Origin of the sequence: Azospirillum sp. TSO5, assembly GCF_003116065.1 — a bacterium.
Classification (GTDB): domain Bacteria; phylum Pseudomonadota; class Alphaproteobacteria; order Azospirillales; family Azospirillaceae; genus Azospirillum.
In genome coordinates this window covers 35,985-53,141 of sequence record NZ_LGQY01000121.1, presented here as the reverse complement: position 1 = coordinate 53,141, position 17,157 = coordinate 35,985, and the positions used below count along the sequence as shown (strand labels likewise).

At 67.0% G+C, this 17,157-nt stretch carries 18 protein-coding genes; 9 read left to right on the top strand and 9 right to left on the bottom strand.

Annotated features, from left to right (window positions below; genetic code table 11):
• The first annotated feature begins 95 nt into the window (after positions 1-95).
• The 5 genes from TSO5_RS26255 to TSO5_RS26235 all read left to right on the top strand — a co-directional run bounded on the left by TSO5_RS26255 (position 96) and on the right by TSO5_RS26235 (position 5,486).
• Complete coding sequence (locus TSO5_RS26255; protein WP_109154393.1) at positions 96-1,433, top strand: O-acetylhomoserine aminocarboxypropyltransferase; 1,338 nt, start codon at positions 96-98, stop codon at positions 1,431-1,433.
• 10 nt (positions 1,434-1,443) lie between these two features.
• Positions 1,444-2,259, top strand: coding sequence for an alpha/beta hydrolase (locus tag TSO5_RS26250; protein WP_109154392.1), 816 nt, complete (start codon positions 1,444-1,446; stop codon positions 2,257-2,259).
• Between the two features lie 176 nt (positions 2,260-2,435).
• Complete coding sequence (locus TSO5_RS26245; RefSeq protein WP_109154391.1) at positions 2,436-4,328, top strand: PAS domain S-box protein; 1,893 nt, start codon at positions 2,436-2,438, stop codon at positions 4,326-4,328.
• 85 nt (positions 4,329-4,413) lie between these two features.
• A complete protein-coding gene (gene queC, locus TSO5_RS26240; RefSeq protein ID WP_109154390.1) occupies positions 4,414-5,142 on the top strand; it encodes a 7-cyano-7-deazaguanine synthase QueC in 729 nt (242 codons plus the stop codon).
• Between the two features lie 110 nt (positions 5,143-5,252).
• Positions 5,253-5,486, top strand: coding sequence for a hypothetical protein (locus TSO5_RS26235; RefSeq protein ID WP_109154389.1), 234 nt, complete (start codon positions 5,253-5,255; stop codon positions 5,484-5,486).
• Positions 5,487-5,495: 9 nt separating this feature from the next.
• Here TSO5_RS26235 and TSO5_RS26230 read toward each other — a convergent pair whose 3' ends face one another.
• The gene (locus TSO5_RS26230; RefSeq protein ID WP_109154388.1) at positions 5,496-5,846 is read right to left on the bottom strand and encodes a cupin domain-containing protein; all 351 of its coding nucleotides are present in this window, start codon (positions 5,844-5,846) and stop codon (positions 5,496-5,498) included.
• 12 nt (positions 5,847-5,858) lie between these two features.
• The gene (locus TSO5_RS26225) at positions 5,859-6,572 is read right to left on the bottom strand and encodes an HAD family hydrolase (protein WP_109154387.1); all 714 of its coding nucleotides are present in this window, start codon (positions 6,570-6,572) and stop codon (positions 5,859-5,861) included.
• Positions 6,573-6,885: 313 nt separating this feature from the next.
• On the opposite strand from TSO5_RS26225, the gene TSO5_RS26220 reads away from it, so the two are divergent.
• Complete coding sequence (locus TSO5_RS26220) at positions 6,886-7,098, top strand: DUF1127 domain-containing protein (RefSeq protein ID WP_109076326.1); 213 nt, start codon at positions 6,886-6,888, stop codon at positions 7,096-7,098.
• Positions 7,099-7,311: 213 nt separating this feature from the next.
• Here the strand turns inward: TSO5_RS26220 and TSO5_RS26215 are convergent, their stop codons facing one another.
• Entirely contained in the window at positions 7,312-8,448 is a 1,137-nt protein-coding gene (locus TSO5_RS26215) for a type III PLP-dependent enzyme (RefSeq protein WP_109154386.1), read from the bottom strand.
• 438 nt (positions 8,449-8,886) lie between these two features.
• Between TSO5_RS26215 and TSO5_RS26210 the strand changes: the two genes are divergently transcribed.
• The gene (locus TSO5_RS26210) at positions 8,887-9,459 is read left to right on the top strand and encodes an MgtC/SapB family protein (RefSeq protein WP_109154385.1); all 573 of its coding nucleotides are present in this window, start codon (positions 8,887-8,889) and stop codon (positions 9,457-9,459) included.
• Here the strand turns inward: TSO5_RS26210 and TSO5_RS26205 are convergent.
• From TSO5_RS26205 to TSO5_RS26190, 5 genes are all read right to left on the bottom strand, one after another.
• Positions 9,425-10,627, bottom strand: coding sequence for a multidrug effflux MFS transporter (locus tag TSO5_RS26205; protein WP_109154384.1), 1,203 nt, complete (start codon positions 10,625-10,627; stop codon positions 9,425-9,427). The genes TSO5_RS26210 and TSO5_RS26205 overlap by 35 nt on opposite strands.
• Positions 10,628-10,753: 126 nt before the next feature.
• Complete coding sequence (locus TSO5_RS33070; protein WP_167393315.1) at positions 10,754-10,930, bottom strand: hypothetical protein; 177 nt, start codon at positions 10,928-10,930, stop codon at positions 10,754-10,756.
• Positions 10,931-10,946: 16 nt separating this feature from the next.
• Positions 10,947-11,888 (bottom strand): bifunctional riboflavin kinase/FAD synthetase, encoded by a 942-nt coding sequence (locus tag TSO5_RS26200; protein WP_109154383.1) that lies wholly within the window; start codon positions 11,886-11,888, stop codon positions 10,947-10,949.
• A gap of 142 nt (positions 11,889-12,030) precedes the next feature.
• Positions 12,031-12,480 (bottom strand): MaoC family dehydratase, encoded by a 450-nt coding sequence (locus tag TSO5_RS26195; protein WP_109076331.1) that lies wholly within the window; start codon positions 12,478-12,480, stop codon positions 12,031-12,033.
• 463 nt (positions 12,481-12,943) lie between these two features.
• On the bottom strand, positions 12,944-13,519 hold the full coding sequence (locus tag TSO5_RS26190) for a septal ring lytic transglycosylase RlpA family protein (RefSeq protein ID WP_109154382.1): 576 nt from the start codon (positions 13,517-13,519) through the stop codon (positions 12,944-12,946).
• 169 nt (positions 13,520-13,688) lie between these two features.
• Between TSO5_RS26190 and TSO5_RS26185 the strand changes: the two genes are divergently transcribed.
• Together TSO5_RS26185 and TSO5_RS26180 are read left to right on the top strand one after the other, a co-directional pair.
• On the top strand, positions 13,689-14,738 hold the full coding sequence (locus TSO5_RS26185) for an alpha/beta hydrolase (RefSeq protein WP_109154381.1): 1,050 nt from the start codon (positions 13,689-13,691) through the stop codon (positions 14,736-14,738).
• 30 nt (positions 14,739-14,768) lie between these two features.
• Complete coding sequence (locus TSO5_RS26180) at positions 14,769-15,782, top strand: DUF6352 family protein (RefSeq protein ID WP_109154380.1); 1,014 nt, start codon at positions 14,769-14,771, stop codon at positions 15,780-15,782.
• A 144-nt stretch (positions 15,783-15,926) separates the two neighbouring features.
• Here TSO5_RS26180 and TSO5_RS26175 read toward each other — a convergent pair whose 3' ends face one another.
• A complete protein-coding gene (locus TSO5_RS26175; RefSeq protein ID WP_109154379.1) occupies positions 15,927-17,072 on the bottom strand; it encodes an AI-2E family transporter in 1,146 nt (381 codons plus the stop codon).
• Positions 17,073-17,157: the final 85 nt, after the last annotated feature.

Sequence of the window (17,157 nt, the reverse complement as noted above, 5' to 3'; positions counted from 1 at the left end):
CGGGTTGAACAGGGCTGGCAAATAAAAAGCTGAAAAGCAAAGAGGGCCGCTCCATCACAGGCGGCCCTCTTCCAACATCAAGGGGAGGGAGGAGCATGGCCGGCGCCAAGTTCCTGAAGTTCGACACGCAGAGCCTGCATGCAGGGCAAAGGCCCGATCCGGCGACCGGGGCGCGGGCGGTTCCGATCCACCTCACCTCCTCCTACGTCTTCAGCGACGTCGATCAGGCGGCGGCCCTGTTCAATCTGGAACGGCCGGGCCACATCTATTCGCGCATTTCCAACCCCACCGTCGCGGTGCTGGAGGAGCGGCTGGCGACGCTGGAAGGCGGGGTGGGCGCCGTCTGCACCGCCAGCGGACAGGCGGCGCTGACGCTCGCCATCATGACGCTGATGGGGGCGGGCGGGCACATCGTCGCCTCCTCCTCCATCTATGGCGGCAGCCGCAACCTGTTGGCCTATACGCTGCCGCGGTTCGGCATCACCACGACCTTCGTCCATCCGCGCGACCTCGACGGCATCCGCGCGGCGATCCGTCCGGAAACCCGCCTTGTCTTCGGCGAGGTGCTGGGCAATCCGGGGCTGGAGGTTCTGGACGTGCCGAAGGTCGCGGCCATCGCCCATGAGGCCGGGATCCCGCTGCTGATCGACTCGACCTTCACCACCCCCTATCTCTGCCGTCCGTTCGAGCATGGCGCCGATCTGGTCATGCATTCCTGCACCAAGTGGCTGGGCGGGCACGGCACCGCCATCGGCGGCGTGGTGATCGACGGCGGTCGGTTCGACTGGGAGGCGTCGGGCAAGTTCCCGACCCTGACGGAGCCCTATGCCGGCTATCACGGCATCGACTTCGCCGAGGAATACGGTCCGGCCGCCTTCATCGCCCGCGCCCGTGCCGAAGGCTTGCGCGATTTCGGCGCCTGCATGAGCCCGATGAACGCCTTCCAGATCCTGCAGGGCGTGGAAACGCTGCCGCTGCGGATGAAGGCGCACATCCACAACACCCGCAAGATCATCTGCTTCCTGGAAGGGGAGTTGAATGCGGAGAAGGGGGCGGTCGCCTGGGTCTCCTACCCGGAACTGGTGGACCATCCCGACCACGCCCTGGCCGCCCGGCTGCTGCCGCATGGCGCCGGCTCCATCATTTCCTTCGGCATCCGCGCGGTCGGGTCAGGCGGAGGCCAAGGGAGTAGCCGTGAGGCCGGGCGCCGTTTCATCGAGTCGCTGAGCCTATTCTCGCATCTCGCCAATGTCGGCGACGCCAAGTCTCTGGTGATCCATCCGGCCAGCACCACCCATGCCCAGCTGGATGCGGAGGCGCTCGCCGCCGCGGGGGTGGGGGAGGACATGATCCGCCTGTCCATCGGGCTGGAGGATTGCGAAGACCTGATCGACGACCTGAAGCAGGCGCTGCGCGCCGCCACCAAGGGCTGAGGGCCGCGCCATGCAACTGACCGTCAACGGAACCCCCGTCTTCGTCCACACCGGCGGCCGGGACATCGACCCCGCGCGCCCCGCAATCGTGCTGATCCACGGCGCCGGCATGGACCACAGCGTGTGGAGCCTGCAAAGCCGTTATCTCGCCCACCATGGCCGCTCGGTTCTGGCGGTCGATCTGCCGGGACATGGCCGCTCCGGTGGGGAGCCGCTGGGCAGCATCGCCGCCATCGCCGATTGGGTGATCGCCCTGCTGGATGCCGCCGGACTGGAGCGGGCTGCGCTGGTCGGTCATTCCATGGGCGCGCTGGTGGCGCTGGACGCCGCCGCCCGCCATGGCGGACGGGTGGAGGCAATCGCTCTGCTGGGCATCGCGGAGCGGATGCCGGTACACCCGGACCTGCTGGTCGCCGCCCATGCCGGCGAACAGTCCGCCATCGATATGGTGATCGGCTGGGGCCACGGTCCGCGTGGCCATGGCGGTGCCCAGGGCGGCGGTTGCCCGACGCCGGGGCTGGCGCTGATTCCCGGTGGACGCCGGCTGATGGCGTCGGTTCGTCCGGGCGTGCTGGGTGTCGATCTGGCCGCCTGCAACGACTATGGACAAGGGGCCGGTGCCGCCGAGGCGGTCGATTGTCCGGCGCTATTCCTGCTGGGGGCGCTCGACAAGATGACTCCGGCAAAGGCCGGCCGGTCGCTGGCGGCCCGCGTCAAGACTTCGCAGGTCGTCGTCCTGCCGCAGACCGGACACATGGTGATGACCGAAGCTCCCGATGCAGTGCTGGAGGCGCTGACATCCTTCCTGTCCTTGCGCCGGGGATAAGGGTGGCGGAAATAAAAGTTTCAGTGCTGAAATCAATGGCCCGGAGTCGGGTTAATCCTGACATGAACCATTGATGACCTCTGATTACTCTGCATGGCGGGATCGAAGCCATCCCGCCATTTGCAGCAGGTTCGGGGGGTATCATCTTGCAGGATGGCGAGCATCGCGCGACCGCAATGGCTGTCGGCGCCCTGTTCCGCGATTGCCGGGAAGTCGTCGCGCTGCTGTCGGCCGACGGGTGCGTGCTCCGCATCAGTGACGGCGTCGCGGATCTGCTGGGCCACCCTTCGGACAAGCTGACCGGCACGTCCTTCGACGGCCATATTCATCCCGATGATGTCGAGGAGGCGCGGCGCCGGTTCCAACTGCGCGCGGTGGCCCCGGCCGGCAGCAGTGGCCGCGCCGTTTTCCGTTTTCGCCATGCCGATGGCGGCTGGCGCTGGCTGGAAGTCACCACCCGCAACGAGTTGGCCAATCCGGCCATCGGCGGACTGGTCCTGACCGTCCGCGACATCAGCGACCACATCGCCCTGTCGGAACGGCTGCGGGCCAGCGAAGCGCGCTATCGCACATTGGCGGAGGCGGTGCCGGTCGGCATCCTGCAGGCCGATGCCGACGGTCAGGTGCTGTTCGCCAATGCCCGGCTTGCCGGCATCACCGGGCTGGAGCCCGACCGGCTGCTCGGCGGTGGCTGGCTCGACGCCGTCCATCCCGACGACCGGGCTCGGGTGGCGGCGGACTGGCGGCTGGACGCGACCGGCGATCCGGCGCCGACCGATTTCCGCTTCCACGACTCCGACGGGGCCGGCGTCGACCGGCGGGTGCTGTGCCAGCGCATGGCCCTGGAGGATGGCGGCACCATCGCCACCATCACCGACGTCAGCGAATATGTGCACACCGCCAACGCCCTGCGCCTGTCGGAGGCGCGCAACGAGGCAATTCTCGACACCGCGGCCGAGGCGATCCTGACCATCGACGAGGCCGGCGTGCTGCACAGCTTCAACCGGGCGGCGGAGGCGATGTTCGGTGTTGCGGCCGGGGATCTGCTGTGGCGCCCTCTCGACCGCCTGATCCCGCTGACGGATCTGCGGGAGGAGGGCGGCGTCCGGCTGGAGTTCGCGCCCGGCCAGACCACCGCGTTGATCGCCCGTGACCGTGCGGCGAAGGCGGAGCGCGCCGACGGCACCCGCTTTCCCGTGGAGTTGTCGGTCAGCGCCAGCGAGGTGGAGGGTCGGAGGCTCTACACCGCCATTCTCCGCGACGTCACCGAACGCCGCCGGACGGAGGCCGAGTTGCTGGCGGCCAAGGACGCGGCGGAGGCCGCCGACCGAGCCAAATCCACCTTCATCGCGGCGATGAGCCACGAATTGCGCACCCCGCTGAACGCGGTGATCGGCTTCTCCCAGTTGTTGGAGGCGCAGGCCGGACGAACGATTGGCGACGAGGGGCGGAACGATCAGATGCGCGATTGTGTCGGCGCGATCCGTCAGGCCGGCGAACAGCTGTTGGCGATCATCGACGACATCCTCGACATGGCCCGCGTCGATGGCGGCGGGCTGTCCTTGACCGAAGCGCCCGTCGATTTGTCGGCGGTCGCCGACCGGGCCGTGGCAGACCTGCACTTTCACGCCACCCGTCAGAGTGTGACGGTCGCGGTGGTGGCCGATGGCGGGCTGCCTTCGATTCGTGGCGACCAACGTCGCCTGGTCCAGGCGCTGGGCAATTTGCTGTCCAACGCCATCAAATTCAGCCATCCGTGGGATACCGTCACCCTGACGGCTGCATTGGCCGCCGATGGCTGGGTCGAGCTTTCGGTGCGGGACCGGGGTGTCGGCATGCGACCGGAGGACATTGCGAAAGCCCTGACGCCCTTCGCCCAGCTTGACCAAGGTCCCACACGCCGTCACGAGGGCGTCGGACTCGGACTGCCGCTGGCGTCGCGTCTGGTGGAGGCCCATGGTGGGACACTCACGCTGGACAGCGCGCTGGGGCAGGGCTGTACCGCCACAATCCGGCTGCCGCCGTCGCGCATCATGACCGTCGCCGAGGTGCTGGCGGCGATGTCCTGATCTGGTCTGCGCTGCCCGGATGTGTCAGAAGCTGCCGCATAGGGTCCACCCGGCGGACGGATGGCGAAGGAAAGGCAGGTGTGCGATGGCGGATCAGGACAAGTCAAAGCCGGCGGTGGTGCTGGTCAGCGGCGGACTCGACTCGACGACGGTGCTCGCCATCGCCAAGGCCGAGGGCTACCGGGTCAACGCCTTGAGCTTCCGCTACGGCCAGCGTCATTCGGTGGAGCTGGAGGCGGCGCGGCGGGTGGTTGCGGCAATGGGGGTGGAGCGGCATGTGATCGCCGACATCGACCTGCGCGCCTTCGGCGGCTCCGCACTGACCGACGCCATCGACGTGCCGAAGCACGACAGCGCCGCCGATCTGGCGGCCGGGCTGGGGGAGGGCATCCCGGTCACCTATGTGCCGGCGCGCAACACCGTCTTCCTGTCCTTCGCGCTGGCCTGGGCGGAAACGCTGGGGGCGTCCGACCTGTTCATCGGCGTCAACGCCCTGGACTACTCCGGCTATCCTGACTGCCGTCCCGAATACATCGCCGCCTTCGAGACGCTGGCGAACCTCGCCACCAAGGCGGGGGTGGAGGGCACCAGCCGGTTCAAGATCCATGCGCCGCTGATGCGGATGGACAAGGCCGCCATCGTCCGTCGCGGGCTGGAGCTGGGGGTCGACTACAGCCTCACCCATTCCTGCTACGATCCGACGCCGGAGGGGCTGTCCTGTGGCGCCTGCGACAGCTGCCTGTTGCGCCTGAAGGGCTTTTCCGAAGCCGGAACGACCGATCCAATCCGTTACGTCAGCGGAACGAATAAGTAATTCCTTCCGGCTGCTTCTGGTCCTTCGCGGCGAAAATCCCGACTTGCCCAACAAGATAAAATTTTATATAAAAGCATATCGATTTGTTCGGGACGACGAGGGAGCGCAAGATGGCTGCCACCTCCTGGATGGGACCGCGGCTGAGCGGCCGTGCAGCACGGGCGGTGCTGCGCGAGCATCGCCGCGCCAACGCCCGCAAGCGCGGCTGGTCGCGTGACATCGCCCGCCTGATGCTGGTCGCCTCCGTCCTGGTGCTGGGCGTTCTGGCGGTGGAGATCGGACGCAAGGCCGTCACCATCCTCAGCCACGGCGCCGCCCAGCATTCAATCGAGATCGTTGGCTGACGATCTGCCTCAGGGCAGGACCACCACATAGCGCTTGGTGGTGGCCGCGACCACGGTCCAGCTTCCCGTGAAGCCCGGTTCGATGACGAAACGGTCCCCGGCCCTCAAGGTCCAGGAGCGCCCGTCGTCATGGGCGACGACGCTCTCGCCCTCCAAGACCTCGCAATATTCCCACTCGTCATAGACGATGCGCCAGGATCCGGGCGTCGACCGCCATGTGCCTGCGAACCGCTTGCCGTCCTCCGACTCGTAGCCGTTCCAGGTGGTGAAGACCGGTGACCCGGCCAGGATGCGGTCGGCGGCCGGGGCGCCGGTTTCCGGCGTGATGCCGTCGAGGTCAGGCAGCATGGACAGGGTCATCGAAGGTCCTTCTCACCAGTCGGCCAGCAGCGCCGGCAGGTCGCGGATCGAGTCCAGCCGGCGGTAGTGATCGTCGGGCACCTCCGCCTCCTCATGCGCCCAGGTGATGGCATAGGGGATGTGGACGGCATGGGCACCGGTGGCCAGCACCGGCAGGATGTCCGAGCGTACCGAATTGCCGACCATCAGGAAACGGGCCGGATCGATGCCGTGGCGGTCCATCACCCGCCGGTAGGTGGCCGGGTCCTTCTCGCTGACGATCTCCACCGCGTGGAACAGCTCCGACAGGCCGGAGCGCGCGATCTTGCTTTCCTGGTCGAACAGGTCGCCCTTGGTGATCAGAACCAGCCGGTGGCGGCTGGCCAGCGTCTCCACCACCTCCGCCACGCCGGGCAGCAGCTCCACCGGATGCTCCAGCATCGCCTTGCCGAAGTCGATCAGGCTCTGCAGGTCGCGGGCCGGGACATGGCCGTCGGTGACGGCGATCGCCGTCTCGATCATCGACAGCACGAAGCCCTTGATGCCGTAGCCATAGACGCGGAGGTTCGCCCGCTCCGCCTCCAGCAGGCGGCGGTCGAGGTCGGTAGGGTCCGCAGCATGAGCCAGCAGGCTGCGGAAGCGGTCCTGCGTCATCGAAAACAGCGATTCATTGTGCCAGAGCGTGTCGTCGCCATCGAAGCCGATGGTGTCGAAGGTCTGGCCGGCGGGGGTGATGGGGCTGTTCATGAACCTGTCCACTGGTCCGCTGAATTGATCCGTAAGTAAAACAATACATCGCCCAAGTAGGTTGGCCTTGTCCAGAGGCTGTCGATGCAGGGGTCCATTATTGTCAGCATAGCGAACCGTAAGTATCCGCAATGACGCTTTTGCCACAGATCGGTGACATTCCATGGCGAGTTCTTCGCTGCCTGCAAAGCGGGCATGTTGCCGTCGGGGGTGGCAACATGGCTCGAAGGAGCGTAATTATATTTCCACACAAGGAGGACGTGATCGCCGACCGGCGGACCCTCCATAACAAGACATCTCAGGAATCTCCATCATGGCAACCCTTCTGCATTCGGCCGAGACCGGCCGCAGCACCTCCACCTTTGCCCATGTCGTCGAAGTGGCGTCGAACATGCTGGGCCTGTGGCGCCAGCGCATCGTGACCCGCCGCGAACTGGGCTATCTGGACGACCGTATGCTCCAGGACATCGGCTTCAGCCGTCTGGATGCCGAGCGCGAGATGTCGAAGCCGTTCTGGCGCGAATGAGCGCTTGCACGCCGGCCGGCGAACGCACCGGAAAAGGCCGTTTCCGTTGATCGGAAACGGCCTTTTTCTTTGCCCGGTGCTTGGATTGTCCAAAAGTCAGGCTGCATAGAAAAGCGGCTGCCGGAAACGAAAAGCCCGCCACCGGTGGAACCGGCAGGCGGGCTTTTTCTTGGACCAAGTCCAGGAGGGGCAGAGTGTCGCCCTGCCGTCTCCTCAGATGCAGTAGTGGTGCAGCGGCGCGAAGCCGTTGAAGCAGACGGCCGAGTAGGTCGTGGTGTAGGCGCCGGTGGCATGGATGCGCACGCGGTCGCCGGCCTTCAGACCCATCGGCATCTTGTAGTCGGCACGCTCGTACAGCACGTCGGCGCTGTCGCAAGTCGGGCCGGCCAGGATCACCGCCTCGCGGTCGTCGTCCTGCTCATCGCCCAGCACTTCGATCGGGTACTGGATCGCCTCGTCCATCGTCTCGGCCAGACCGCCGAACTTGCCGATGTCCAGATAGACCCAGCGCTTGGGGTCCTCGGCCGACTTGCGCGACACCAGGACCACTTCGCTCTCGATGATGCCGGCGCTGCCGACCATGCCGCGACCCGGCTCCACGATGGTCTCCGGCAGGTGGTTGCCGAAGTGGGTACGCAGCGAGTCGAAGATCGCCTGGCCATAGGCGGTGCATTCCGGCACGTCGGTGCGGTAGCGGGTGGGGAAGCCGCCACCCAGGTTGATCATGCCCAGATCGACGCCCAGCACCTCAAGCTCGCGGAACAGCTGCGCCACCTGGAAGATGGCGTGGTCCCACTGCATCAGGTCCTTCTGCTGCGAGCCGACATGGAAAGACACGCCATAGGGCTGCACGTCCATGTCGCGGGCCTTCAGCAGCAGGTCGCGGGCCATCGGCAGGTCGCAGCCGAACTTGCGCGACAGCGGCCATTCGGCGCCCTCGCCCGAGGTCAGGATGCGGCAGAACACGCGGGCGCCGGGGGCGGCGCGCTCGATCTTTTCCAGTTCCGGCTCGCTGTCGAAGGCGAACAGGCGGACACCCAGCTCATAGGCGCGGCGGATGTCGCTTTCCTTCTTGATGGTGTTGCCGAAGGAAATGCGCTTCGGGGTGGCGCCGGCGGCCAGCGCCATCTGGATTTCCGGGACCGAGGCGCAGTCGAAGGCGGAGCCGAGACGGGCCAGCAGGCTGAGGATTTCCGCGGCCGGGTTCGCCTTCACCGCATAGAAGATGCGGGCGTCGGGCAGGGCGTCGTGCAGATCGTTGTAGTTCTGCTCGACCACGTCCAGATCGATGACGAGGCAAGGGGTCTGCGGGCGCTGCTCTTCGAAAAAGCGCGCAATCTTCTGGGTCATCTCAGTCTCCTGGGACGCAAGATGATGGAACGGAAAGGGCGAAGTCGGGGGGACGGAGCGGCCGGGCGGGCCGATCAGCAACTGAAAAAGCTGATCAGGCGCTCAGGCCGCCAATACTGGATTGCCCCGTACAGAACCCTGTTCTGTCCGTATGGTCCAGGAGCGGCAGATTTCGGAGACGGGTGAGCACGCGCCCACCCACAACAACATCAACCATCGTAACCTCCAAGTCGCCGCCTTGTTTAAGGGACGGTCGGGGATCACGCGTTACGTCGTTGCATAACCACATCTCGGAGACGCCGAGGGGCGGGCCAGCGGCACGTGCGCTTGCGAGTTCGCGTTACATAGATCCAACGCGATCGAATGCAAAGTGAAAAATGCCGTGTGCCCCAAAAAAGTGGCAGACCGTTTGGCAGGCGGAAAAACCGGAGTGATTTCATGGGCTTGACCGAGGTTCTGACAACGGAGGAGATGGGGGTGCGGCTGCTGGCGGCGGCCTTTTGCGGTGCGTTGCTTGGACTCGACCGCGAAATGCGGGGCAAGGCGGCGGGGCTGCGCACGCATACGCTGATCTCCATCAGCTGCGCCCTGACCACCATGGTTGCGCTGGAACTGTTCGCCGGCCTGCAGACCAGCGGCGACGAGCGGCCGAGCGACCCGGTGCGCGTCATCCAGGGCGTGGCGCAGGCGGTCGGCTTCATCAGTGCCGGCGTGATGTTCCGGTCCGGCGACAGCGTGCGGGGGGCGACGACCGCCGCGGTCATCTGGGTGGCGGGCGGGCTGGGCATCGCCTGCGGCGCCGGCTATTACGCGCTTGCCGGCATGACGCTGGCCCTGTGCCTGGTGGTGACCATCCTGTTCACCATCCTGATGGACCGCTTCCCGCAGTTGGGAGCGTCGGAGGCCGAGGCGGATGCGGAGGATGGCGACGGCAAGGCGCGCCACCGCCGCCACGCCAACCTTCGTCAGGGCCGGATCAGGCGGATCGCCCGCCACGCGCCGCGGGGATGACCAGCAGCCGGTGCGCCAGCAGCGCGCCCAACCCGACCAGCCCGATGGCTCCCATCATTGGCAGGGCGGTGCCGTCGTTCATGTGGCCGACGACGATGCCGATGACTGCGGCGATGGCCATCTGCGCGAAGCCCAGCAGCGAAGACGCCAGCCCGGCCATGGTGGCGTAGGGACCGACCGCGTTGGCGGTGGCATTGGGCAGGGTCAGCCCGGCGCCCAGGATGAACAGGAAGACCGGCACCACGATGGCCAGCAGGTGCAATACCCCGGCCAGCGCCAGCACCCCGCCCAGCAGCCCGCCGCCCAGCGACAGCAGCGTCCCGATGCGGATCATCCGCGCGCCGCCCAGCCGCGGCGTCAGCCGCCCGGCCAGGAAGGTGCCCAGCATATATCCCAGGACCACCGCGCCGAAGCTGGCGCCATACTGCGCCGGGGTCAGGTGCAATTGTCCGATCAGCACGAAGGACGAGCCGGAGATGAAGGAGAAGATGCCGCTGTAGGAAAAGGCAACCACCAGCACATAGCCGACGAAGCCGCGGTTGCGCATCAGCAGCAGGTAGTTGGCGGCGAGCCGGCCCGGCCGCAGCGCCTCCTCGTCGCGGTGGGCGTTGGTTTCGCCCAGCATCGACCACACCGCGGCCAGGATGCCGCAGGCGAACACGGTCAGCAGCATGAAGTTGGCGCGCCAGCCGAACCACTCCGTCAGGACGCCGCCCAGCATCGGCCCCACCGCCGGGGCGAGCGCCATCGCCATCGACATATAGGCCAGTACCGTCGCCGCCCGGTCGCGCCCGAACACGTCGCGCACCACCGCGCGCGCCACCACCGGCCCACAGCAGGCGCCCAGAGCCTGGAAGAAACGGGCGGCGATCAGCGCGTCGATGCTGCTGGTCATGGCGCAGACGGCGCTGGCCGCCAGATAGATCGCCACCCCCACCAGCAGGGTCGGGCGCCGGCCGAAGCGGTCGGACATCGGGCCATAGACCAGCTGCGACACCGCGAAGCCGACCAGGAAGATCGACAGCGTCAGCTGCACCGTGGCGACATCGGTGTCGAACACCCGCACCAGAGTCGGCAGCGACGGCAGGTACAGGTCGGTGGACAGCGGGCCGAAGGCGACCAGCGCCGTCAGCAGGACGCGGATGGACAGGGAATCGGGACGGGGCATGGAACGGCTTTGGGGCGAAGCGGAGACGGGGCGGCACTGTATCAGATGAAACCACCGCCGCCAGCGCGGATCGCTTGCCATCCCGTCACTTGGCCAAATCGCTTGGGCCCAATCGCTTGGGCCCGGTCACTTGGCCGGCAGCACCATGCGGATGCAGCGCGCCAGCACGGTGTTTCCGGTCATCTCGCGGTAATTCTGGATGATGATCGGCTCGGCCGCCTTGCATTGCTCCATGCTGGCGAAATCCAGCGTGGTCGGGCCGCCCTGGTTCAGCATGAACAGCAGCATCAACACGCGCTCCATCCTGCACGCCCTCCGGTCAGCCGGCCGCCAGCACGGCGCGGGCGGCGGCGGCGTCCTTCACGATCTGGTCCTTCAGCACGTCGAAGCTGGGGAACTTCATCTCCGGCCGCAGGAAGTCGATCATCTGGACCCGCAGATGCAGATCGTACAGGTCAAGGTCGACGTCGAACAGGTGGGCCTCCAGCCGGGCGATCGTGCCGTCGACGGTGGGGCGGGCGCCGAGGTTGGCGACGCCCGGCAGCCAGACGGTCTCGCCGGCGCGGTCGATGCCGGCGCGCACCGCATAGACGCCGAAGGCCGGGCGCAGATACTCGCCCAACTCGATGTTGGCGGTGGGGAAACCGATGGTGCGGCCGCGCTGGTCGCCATGGACGACGCGCCCCTCGATCTCCCAGGAATGGCCCAGAACGAAGGCGGCCTCGCGCGGACGGCCGGCGGTCAGCGCATCGCGCACGCGGGTGGAGGAATAGACGCCACCCTGCTCGTCGGACACCGGCCCGACCTCAGTCACGCCGAAGCCCTGGGCGCGCCCGGCTTTCTGCAGAAAGGCGGGGTCGCCCGACCGTTTGTGCCCGAACAGGAAGTCATAGCCGCAGACGACGTGCCGCACGCCCAGTCCGGCGATCAGAACCTCGTCGACGAAGGCCTGCGCGGTCTTGTGGCGGAAGCTGTCGTCGAAATGGCAGACGATCAACTGGTCGACGCCCAGCGCCTCGATGTGGCGGGTCTTGACGCGGAAGGGCGTCAGGCGAAAGGGCGGGTCGTCGGGGCGGAAGACGCTGCGCGGATGCGGTTCGAAGGTGACGACGGCCGACGGCACGCCCATTTCCGCCGCAAGGCGCTGAGCGGTGCCGATGACCGTCTGATGCCCGCGGTGCACGCCGTCGAAATTGCCGAGCGCAACGACGGCGCCCCGCTCTTCGGCCGGCAGGTCGGCGGTGTGTCTGTACAGTCGCATGCGCGCCCCGGTGCTGTGGGCGGACCCCGGCGGGTCCGCTTGCTCGGGCGTCTATATAGACCGACGCCGGCGCGGGGTAAACGCGCCGGCGTGTTTTACGCTCGCAAGCAGGCCGATTGGCCGGAGTGCTGGTCGCGGCCGATCAACCGCGAGACGGGACCATCAGCAGCGCCTCGCCCTCGACCACCACGGTCTCGCCGACGGTGCAGACGGTCTTGATGACGCAGCGGCGCTTTTCCGGGATCAGTTCGGTGATGGTGGCGCGGGCGGTGACGGTGTCGCCGGCGCGGACCGGCGCCTTGAACTTCAGCGTCTGGCTCATGTAGATGCAGCCCGGCCCCGGCAGCTTGGTGCCCAGCACGGCCGAAATGAAGCCGACCGTCAGCATGCCGTGGGCGATACGGCCCTGGAACATGGTGGTGGCGGCGTATTCCTGGTTGATGTGCACCGGGTTGGTGTCGCCGGAAATGCCCGCGAACAGGACGATGTCGGCCTCCGTCACCGTCTTGGCGAAGCTGGCCGTCATGCCGACGGACAGGTCTTCGATGCAGTAGCCTTCGATATCCTTGCGGACCTGACGCACGTCGTCCATCGCAGCAATTCCTCTTTCTCTCGGTGCCTGTTCCGGCGTCTGACGCTGGGCGCCGCGCCGTTCGCTGCAATGCGTGGTGTGCGCCGCAGCGATGGGAATGGCACCACGTCTCCTCCAAAAATGCAAAAAAATCTCTAACGTTCCGCACAAGTCCGCAGGAAAGGCGGCTGCCCCGTTCGGCAGGCTTCGGCGCAATGGAAGCCGTCGTGGTGCCGGCGGATTACTTCGGGCCGAAGGTATAGCAAGGGGAATGGTGCCGGATCAGTGGCTTAACGGTAAAAATCACCGCCTTGGGCCGGCTGCGGACCGCTGGTGCGACTTTGCGGTCGCCATATGGTGCCCTGCCGGCGAAGTCCGTTTCTTTTCAGAGGCCTGACCATCCGGTGACTGTTGGTTCGGCGATTGAACGGAAATCCGGCAGCGGATGCGGCGAATCGGAAGCCGTCTTCGCCGCACCGCAGCATTACTTGCCGGACCCGGAGTGCGACACTGTGTCGCTTTTGCTTCCCCCGCTGCTGCCGTTGCGGCGGGTGTCCCCCTGGGCGACCTGGCTGTCGGGGGCGAGCTGGTCCACCTTGTTCTCCACCTTTTCGCGGGCGGCTTCGGTCGGCTGCTCCGACGGCTTGACCTCCACAGTCACCGGCGCGGTGCCGTCGTCGATCATGTCCAGCTTCTTGGCGGCAGACCGCGACAGGTCGATCACGCGACCATCGACATAAGGGCCGCGGTCGTTGACGATGACGTCGACGCTCTTGCCGTTCTCCTCATTCGTGACGGTCGCCTTGGCGCCCAGCGGCAGAGTGCGCGAGGCGGCGGTCGCCTTGTTCTGGTTCATCGTTTCGCCGCTCGCGGTGGTGCGGCCATGGAATTTCTGGCTGTAAAAGGACGCTTCCCCCTTGTGGACGAGGATCTCCTCGCCATCCTCATGCTCGACATGCACGGGCGGAACCTTGGCCTTTCCATTCGCCAGCGCAGGGACGGAAGTCCCACTCAGGGTCGCGGCGGCAATCGCCAGGACGATGATGCGTGTTGTCTTCATCGGTTCACCTCCAACGGCGGACCAACGGCATTCAAGGAAAAGAGTTCCCTCTCGCAGCTGACACAAGACATCGCTACTATTTCTGGTTTTCTATGTCTTGACGAATTCGAAATGGGTGGCCCGTCCGGGCGCTCTTCCGGTCTGCAACACAACGGTCAGGGGAGAAAGTATGGCCGATGATGCCGCTTGGACTGCATCCGAATTTGCGGCGAAGCCCGCCGGCGAAACTGCTGCCGACCCGGCTGCCGGTTCCGTGGAGATGCGCTTCGTCGCGATGCCCGACGGGGCCAAGCTGCGGGTCGCCGTCTGGCCGGTGCCGGAGCGGGTTCGCGGCACGGCGCTGGTGCTGACCGGCCGGGCGGAGTTCATCGAGAAATATGCCGAAACCGTGGAGGCGCTGGCGGCCCGCGGCTTCCGCGTCGTTGCGTTGGACTGGCGCAATCAGGGCCTGTCCGACCGGCCCTTGCCCAACCGGCAGATTCACCATCTGACCGATTTCGCGACGCTGGTGGACGATCTCGACGAGGTTTACCGGCAGGTGGTGGCACCCGTCGCCGCGGAGACGGGCGGGCCGCTGATCCTGCTGGCCCATTCCATGGGCGGGCTGGTGGCGATGCTGGCGCTGGCCCGCCATGCCGACGATGATCCCGACCGCTATGCCGCCGTCCTGCTGTCGGCGCCGATGTACGCCATCCACAGCGGACCGCTGCCGCGCTGGCTGGTCCGGATGCTGGCCGGCGTCGGGCTCGCCTGCGGATTGGGTGCCCGCTATGCGCTGGGGCAGGGCGATTACGACCCGGCGGAGGGGCGCTTCAGCCTGGACAACAAGATCACCGCCGATCCGCGGCGCTACGCCGCCTTCCACGGCCCCTATGCCGAGCGGCCGGAACTGCGCGTCGGCGGCGTCAGCTTCGCCTGGGTCGCCGCCGCCCTCGATGCGGAGGATGCGCTGCGCCACAGCCTGCCGCTGGAGCGGGTGCGCACGCCGGTGCTGCTGTTGAGCGCGCCGGACGACCGGGTGGTGCGGGCGGCGGCGCACCGCGCGGTGGTCGCCCGCCTCGGCAACGCCCATCTTGCCGACTATCCCGGGGCGCGGCACGAACTGCTGATGGAATGCGACGCCATCCGCGATCGGGTGTGGGCGGACATCGATGCCTTTCTCGACAAGACTCTTGCGCACAAGACACTTGCGCCGGCCGACGGCTCTGTCGTCGGATAGGCGCCTTCAGGACCAAAGGTGCCCAGCAGCATGACCGATTTCTGGACGGCGTCCGGTTTCCACCTGTTGACCCGCGATGACGACAACCATCTGGCGGTGACGCCCGATTTCCTGCGCGCCTACCTTCTCCGGCCGGAGATGCGGCCGCCGGAGGAGGCCTGCGATGCGGAGCGCACGCTGCACGCCGCCTTGCTCGACGATCCGGCGCGGAGTGTGCCCGCGCCGCTGCTCGACGCCATCGCCGATCCGGATGCGCGGGAGAATTTCCAGGTCTGGCTGGCCTTCCGCGACCGGCTGCTCGCGGCCGGAACGCTGGAAGGCTGCTACATCCGCCTGTTCCGCGAGGGTGCCCGCGGGGTGCCCGCCCTGTTCATCGACCAGCTGGTCCACGCCATCCTGCGCGGCATCCTGGATGAAACGCCGTCCGGCCTGCGGGCGCGGGCCGGGGAGCTGTTCTTCCGCGAACAGACCGTCTCGGTGGAGGACGGCCGCGTCCGTGTCGCCGATGCCGAGACGGTGGAGACGATGGCGGCGTCCGGCGGCTTCGGTTCGCTCGGCCGTCTGGTGGTGGAGGCCGGCACCGCTCCCCGCAGCGTCGAGCTGGACATCTTGGACGAGACCAACCACCCGCTCTATTGGGGCCGCGACGCCCGGCACGACACCGTGCTGGACATCACCTTCGCCGCCGCCGGGCTGGACGCGCTGGCCCGCGTGCTGGAGGCCTGGGTCGGGCATTTCCTGGGCGTGACGGTCAGCATCCAGCCGGTGCAGAACATCCGCGACGACCGCTGGGTCTGGCATGTCGGGCTCGACAGCGCAGCATCCGCGATCCTCAACGACCTCTACAACGGGGTCGAGGTGGGAGAGGAGCGGCTGGCCCGCATTCTCGCCCTGTTCCGCCTGGACTTCGCCGACCCCGCCGCCATGCGCCCCGATCTCGCCGGCCGGCCGGTCTATCTGGGGCTGGCCATGACGGAAGGGCGGCGGCTGAAGCTGAAGCCGCAGAATTTGCTGGTCAATCTGCCTCTGGCTTCGGTGGCGTGAGGGTATCGCTGCGGGTGCCCCCTCCCTAACCCTCCCCCTCTTCGAGGGAGAGGGGACTGCCGCCGCTTTGCAAACTCACCCTCTACCGCCGAAGGCGGGGGAGGGAGGGACCCGCGAAGCGGGAGGGAGGGGGCAACCCCACCTTCAATCCCCCAGCAGCGCACCCACCGGCTTCAGCGGCTCGTGCGCGTCGAACAGGATCTTCAGGATCGCCAGGATCGGTACGGCCAGCAGCGCGCCGGGTATGCCCCACAGCCAGCCCCAGAACAGGATCGACACGAACACCGCGATGGGGTTCAGCGACAGCCGGCGGCCGACGATCATCGGCGTCAGGAAATTGCCCTCTAGCGTGGTCAGCGCCACGAAGGACAGGGGTGGCAGGATGATGGTGCCGAGGCTGTCGAAGGTCAGGACCGACACCAGGAAGAACACGCCGGTCATCACCGCCGGGCCGATGAAGGGAATGTAGTTGGCCAGCGCCACCATCACTCCCCACAGCGCCGGGTTCGGCAGCCCCCACATCCACATCACCAGCCCGGTCGCCAGCCCCAGCACCGCATTGATGACGGTGATGGTCAGCAGATAGGCGGCGATGTTCTGCTGCAGCGTCGCCGCGACCATCGCGTAATGCACGCGGTCATCGACGTTGCGCATGGTGCCGATCAGCGACTCCAATGAATGGCGGCCGCGGGCGAGGAAGAAATAGAGCAGCACCAGCAGGATCACGACATTGGCGAGAACCGATTCGACTTGGCTGACCGCCTGTTCCATCAGGGTCGGACCGCGCACCACCACTTCGCGCACCGGCCCGGCCTCGCCGGTTTCCTTGGTGATCTCCTCGATCTGGCGGGAGGCTTCGCGGGCGCGGTCGATGCCGGCGCGGATGTCGCCCAGCTTGAATTCCAGTTCATGCAGGACCCGCGGCATGCGGTTCACCCACTCCGCCGCCGGGGTGGACAGGGTATAGACCGCCAGCAGCACGCCGCCGAACAGCATGACGACCATGACGGCGGCGCCGAGCCCCTCGGGCACCCCGACGCGGTAGAGGGCGCGGACCAGCGGTCGCAGAAGGAAGCTGAGGATCAGCGCCAGCATGATCGGCAGCAGCACGTCGCGTCCGAAATAGAGCGCGAACAGAACGGCGATGACGAACAGGCCGACGACGGCGATGGTCAGCGGATCGCGGCGGTGGCCGGGTGAGGGCAAGGGTTCGGTCGCCGGTTCCGGCGTGCCGGCAAGCGGAGCCTCGGGGGCGGGGGGAAGCGAGGCGAGCGGGCTGCGGTCTGTCATCGCGGTGGCCGGACCTCCGGAGGGAGGCGCTTGACGGCGGCGCCAGACCCTCCGATCTAGGGGAGTGTTTTTCCGGGCCGCTCAT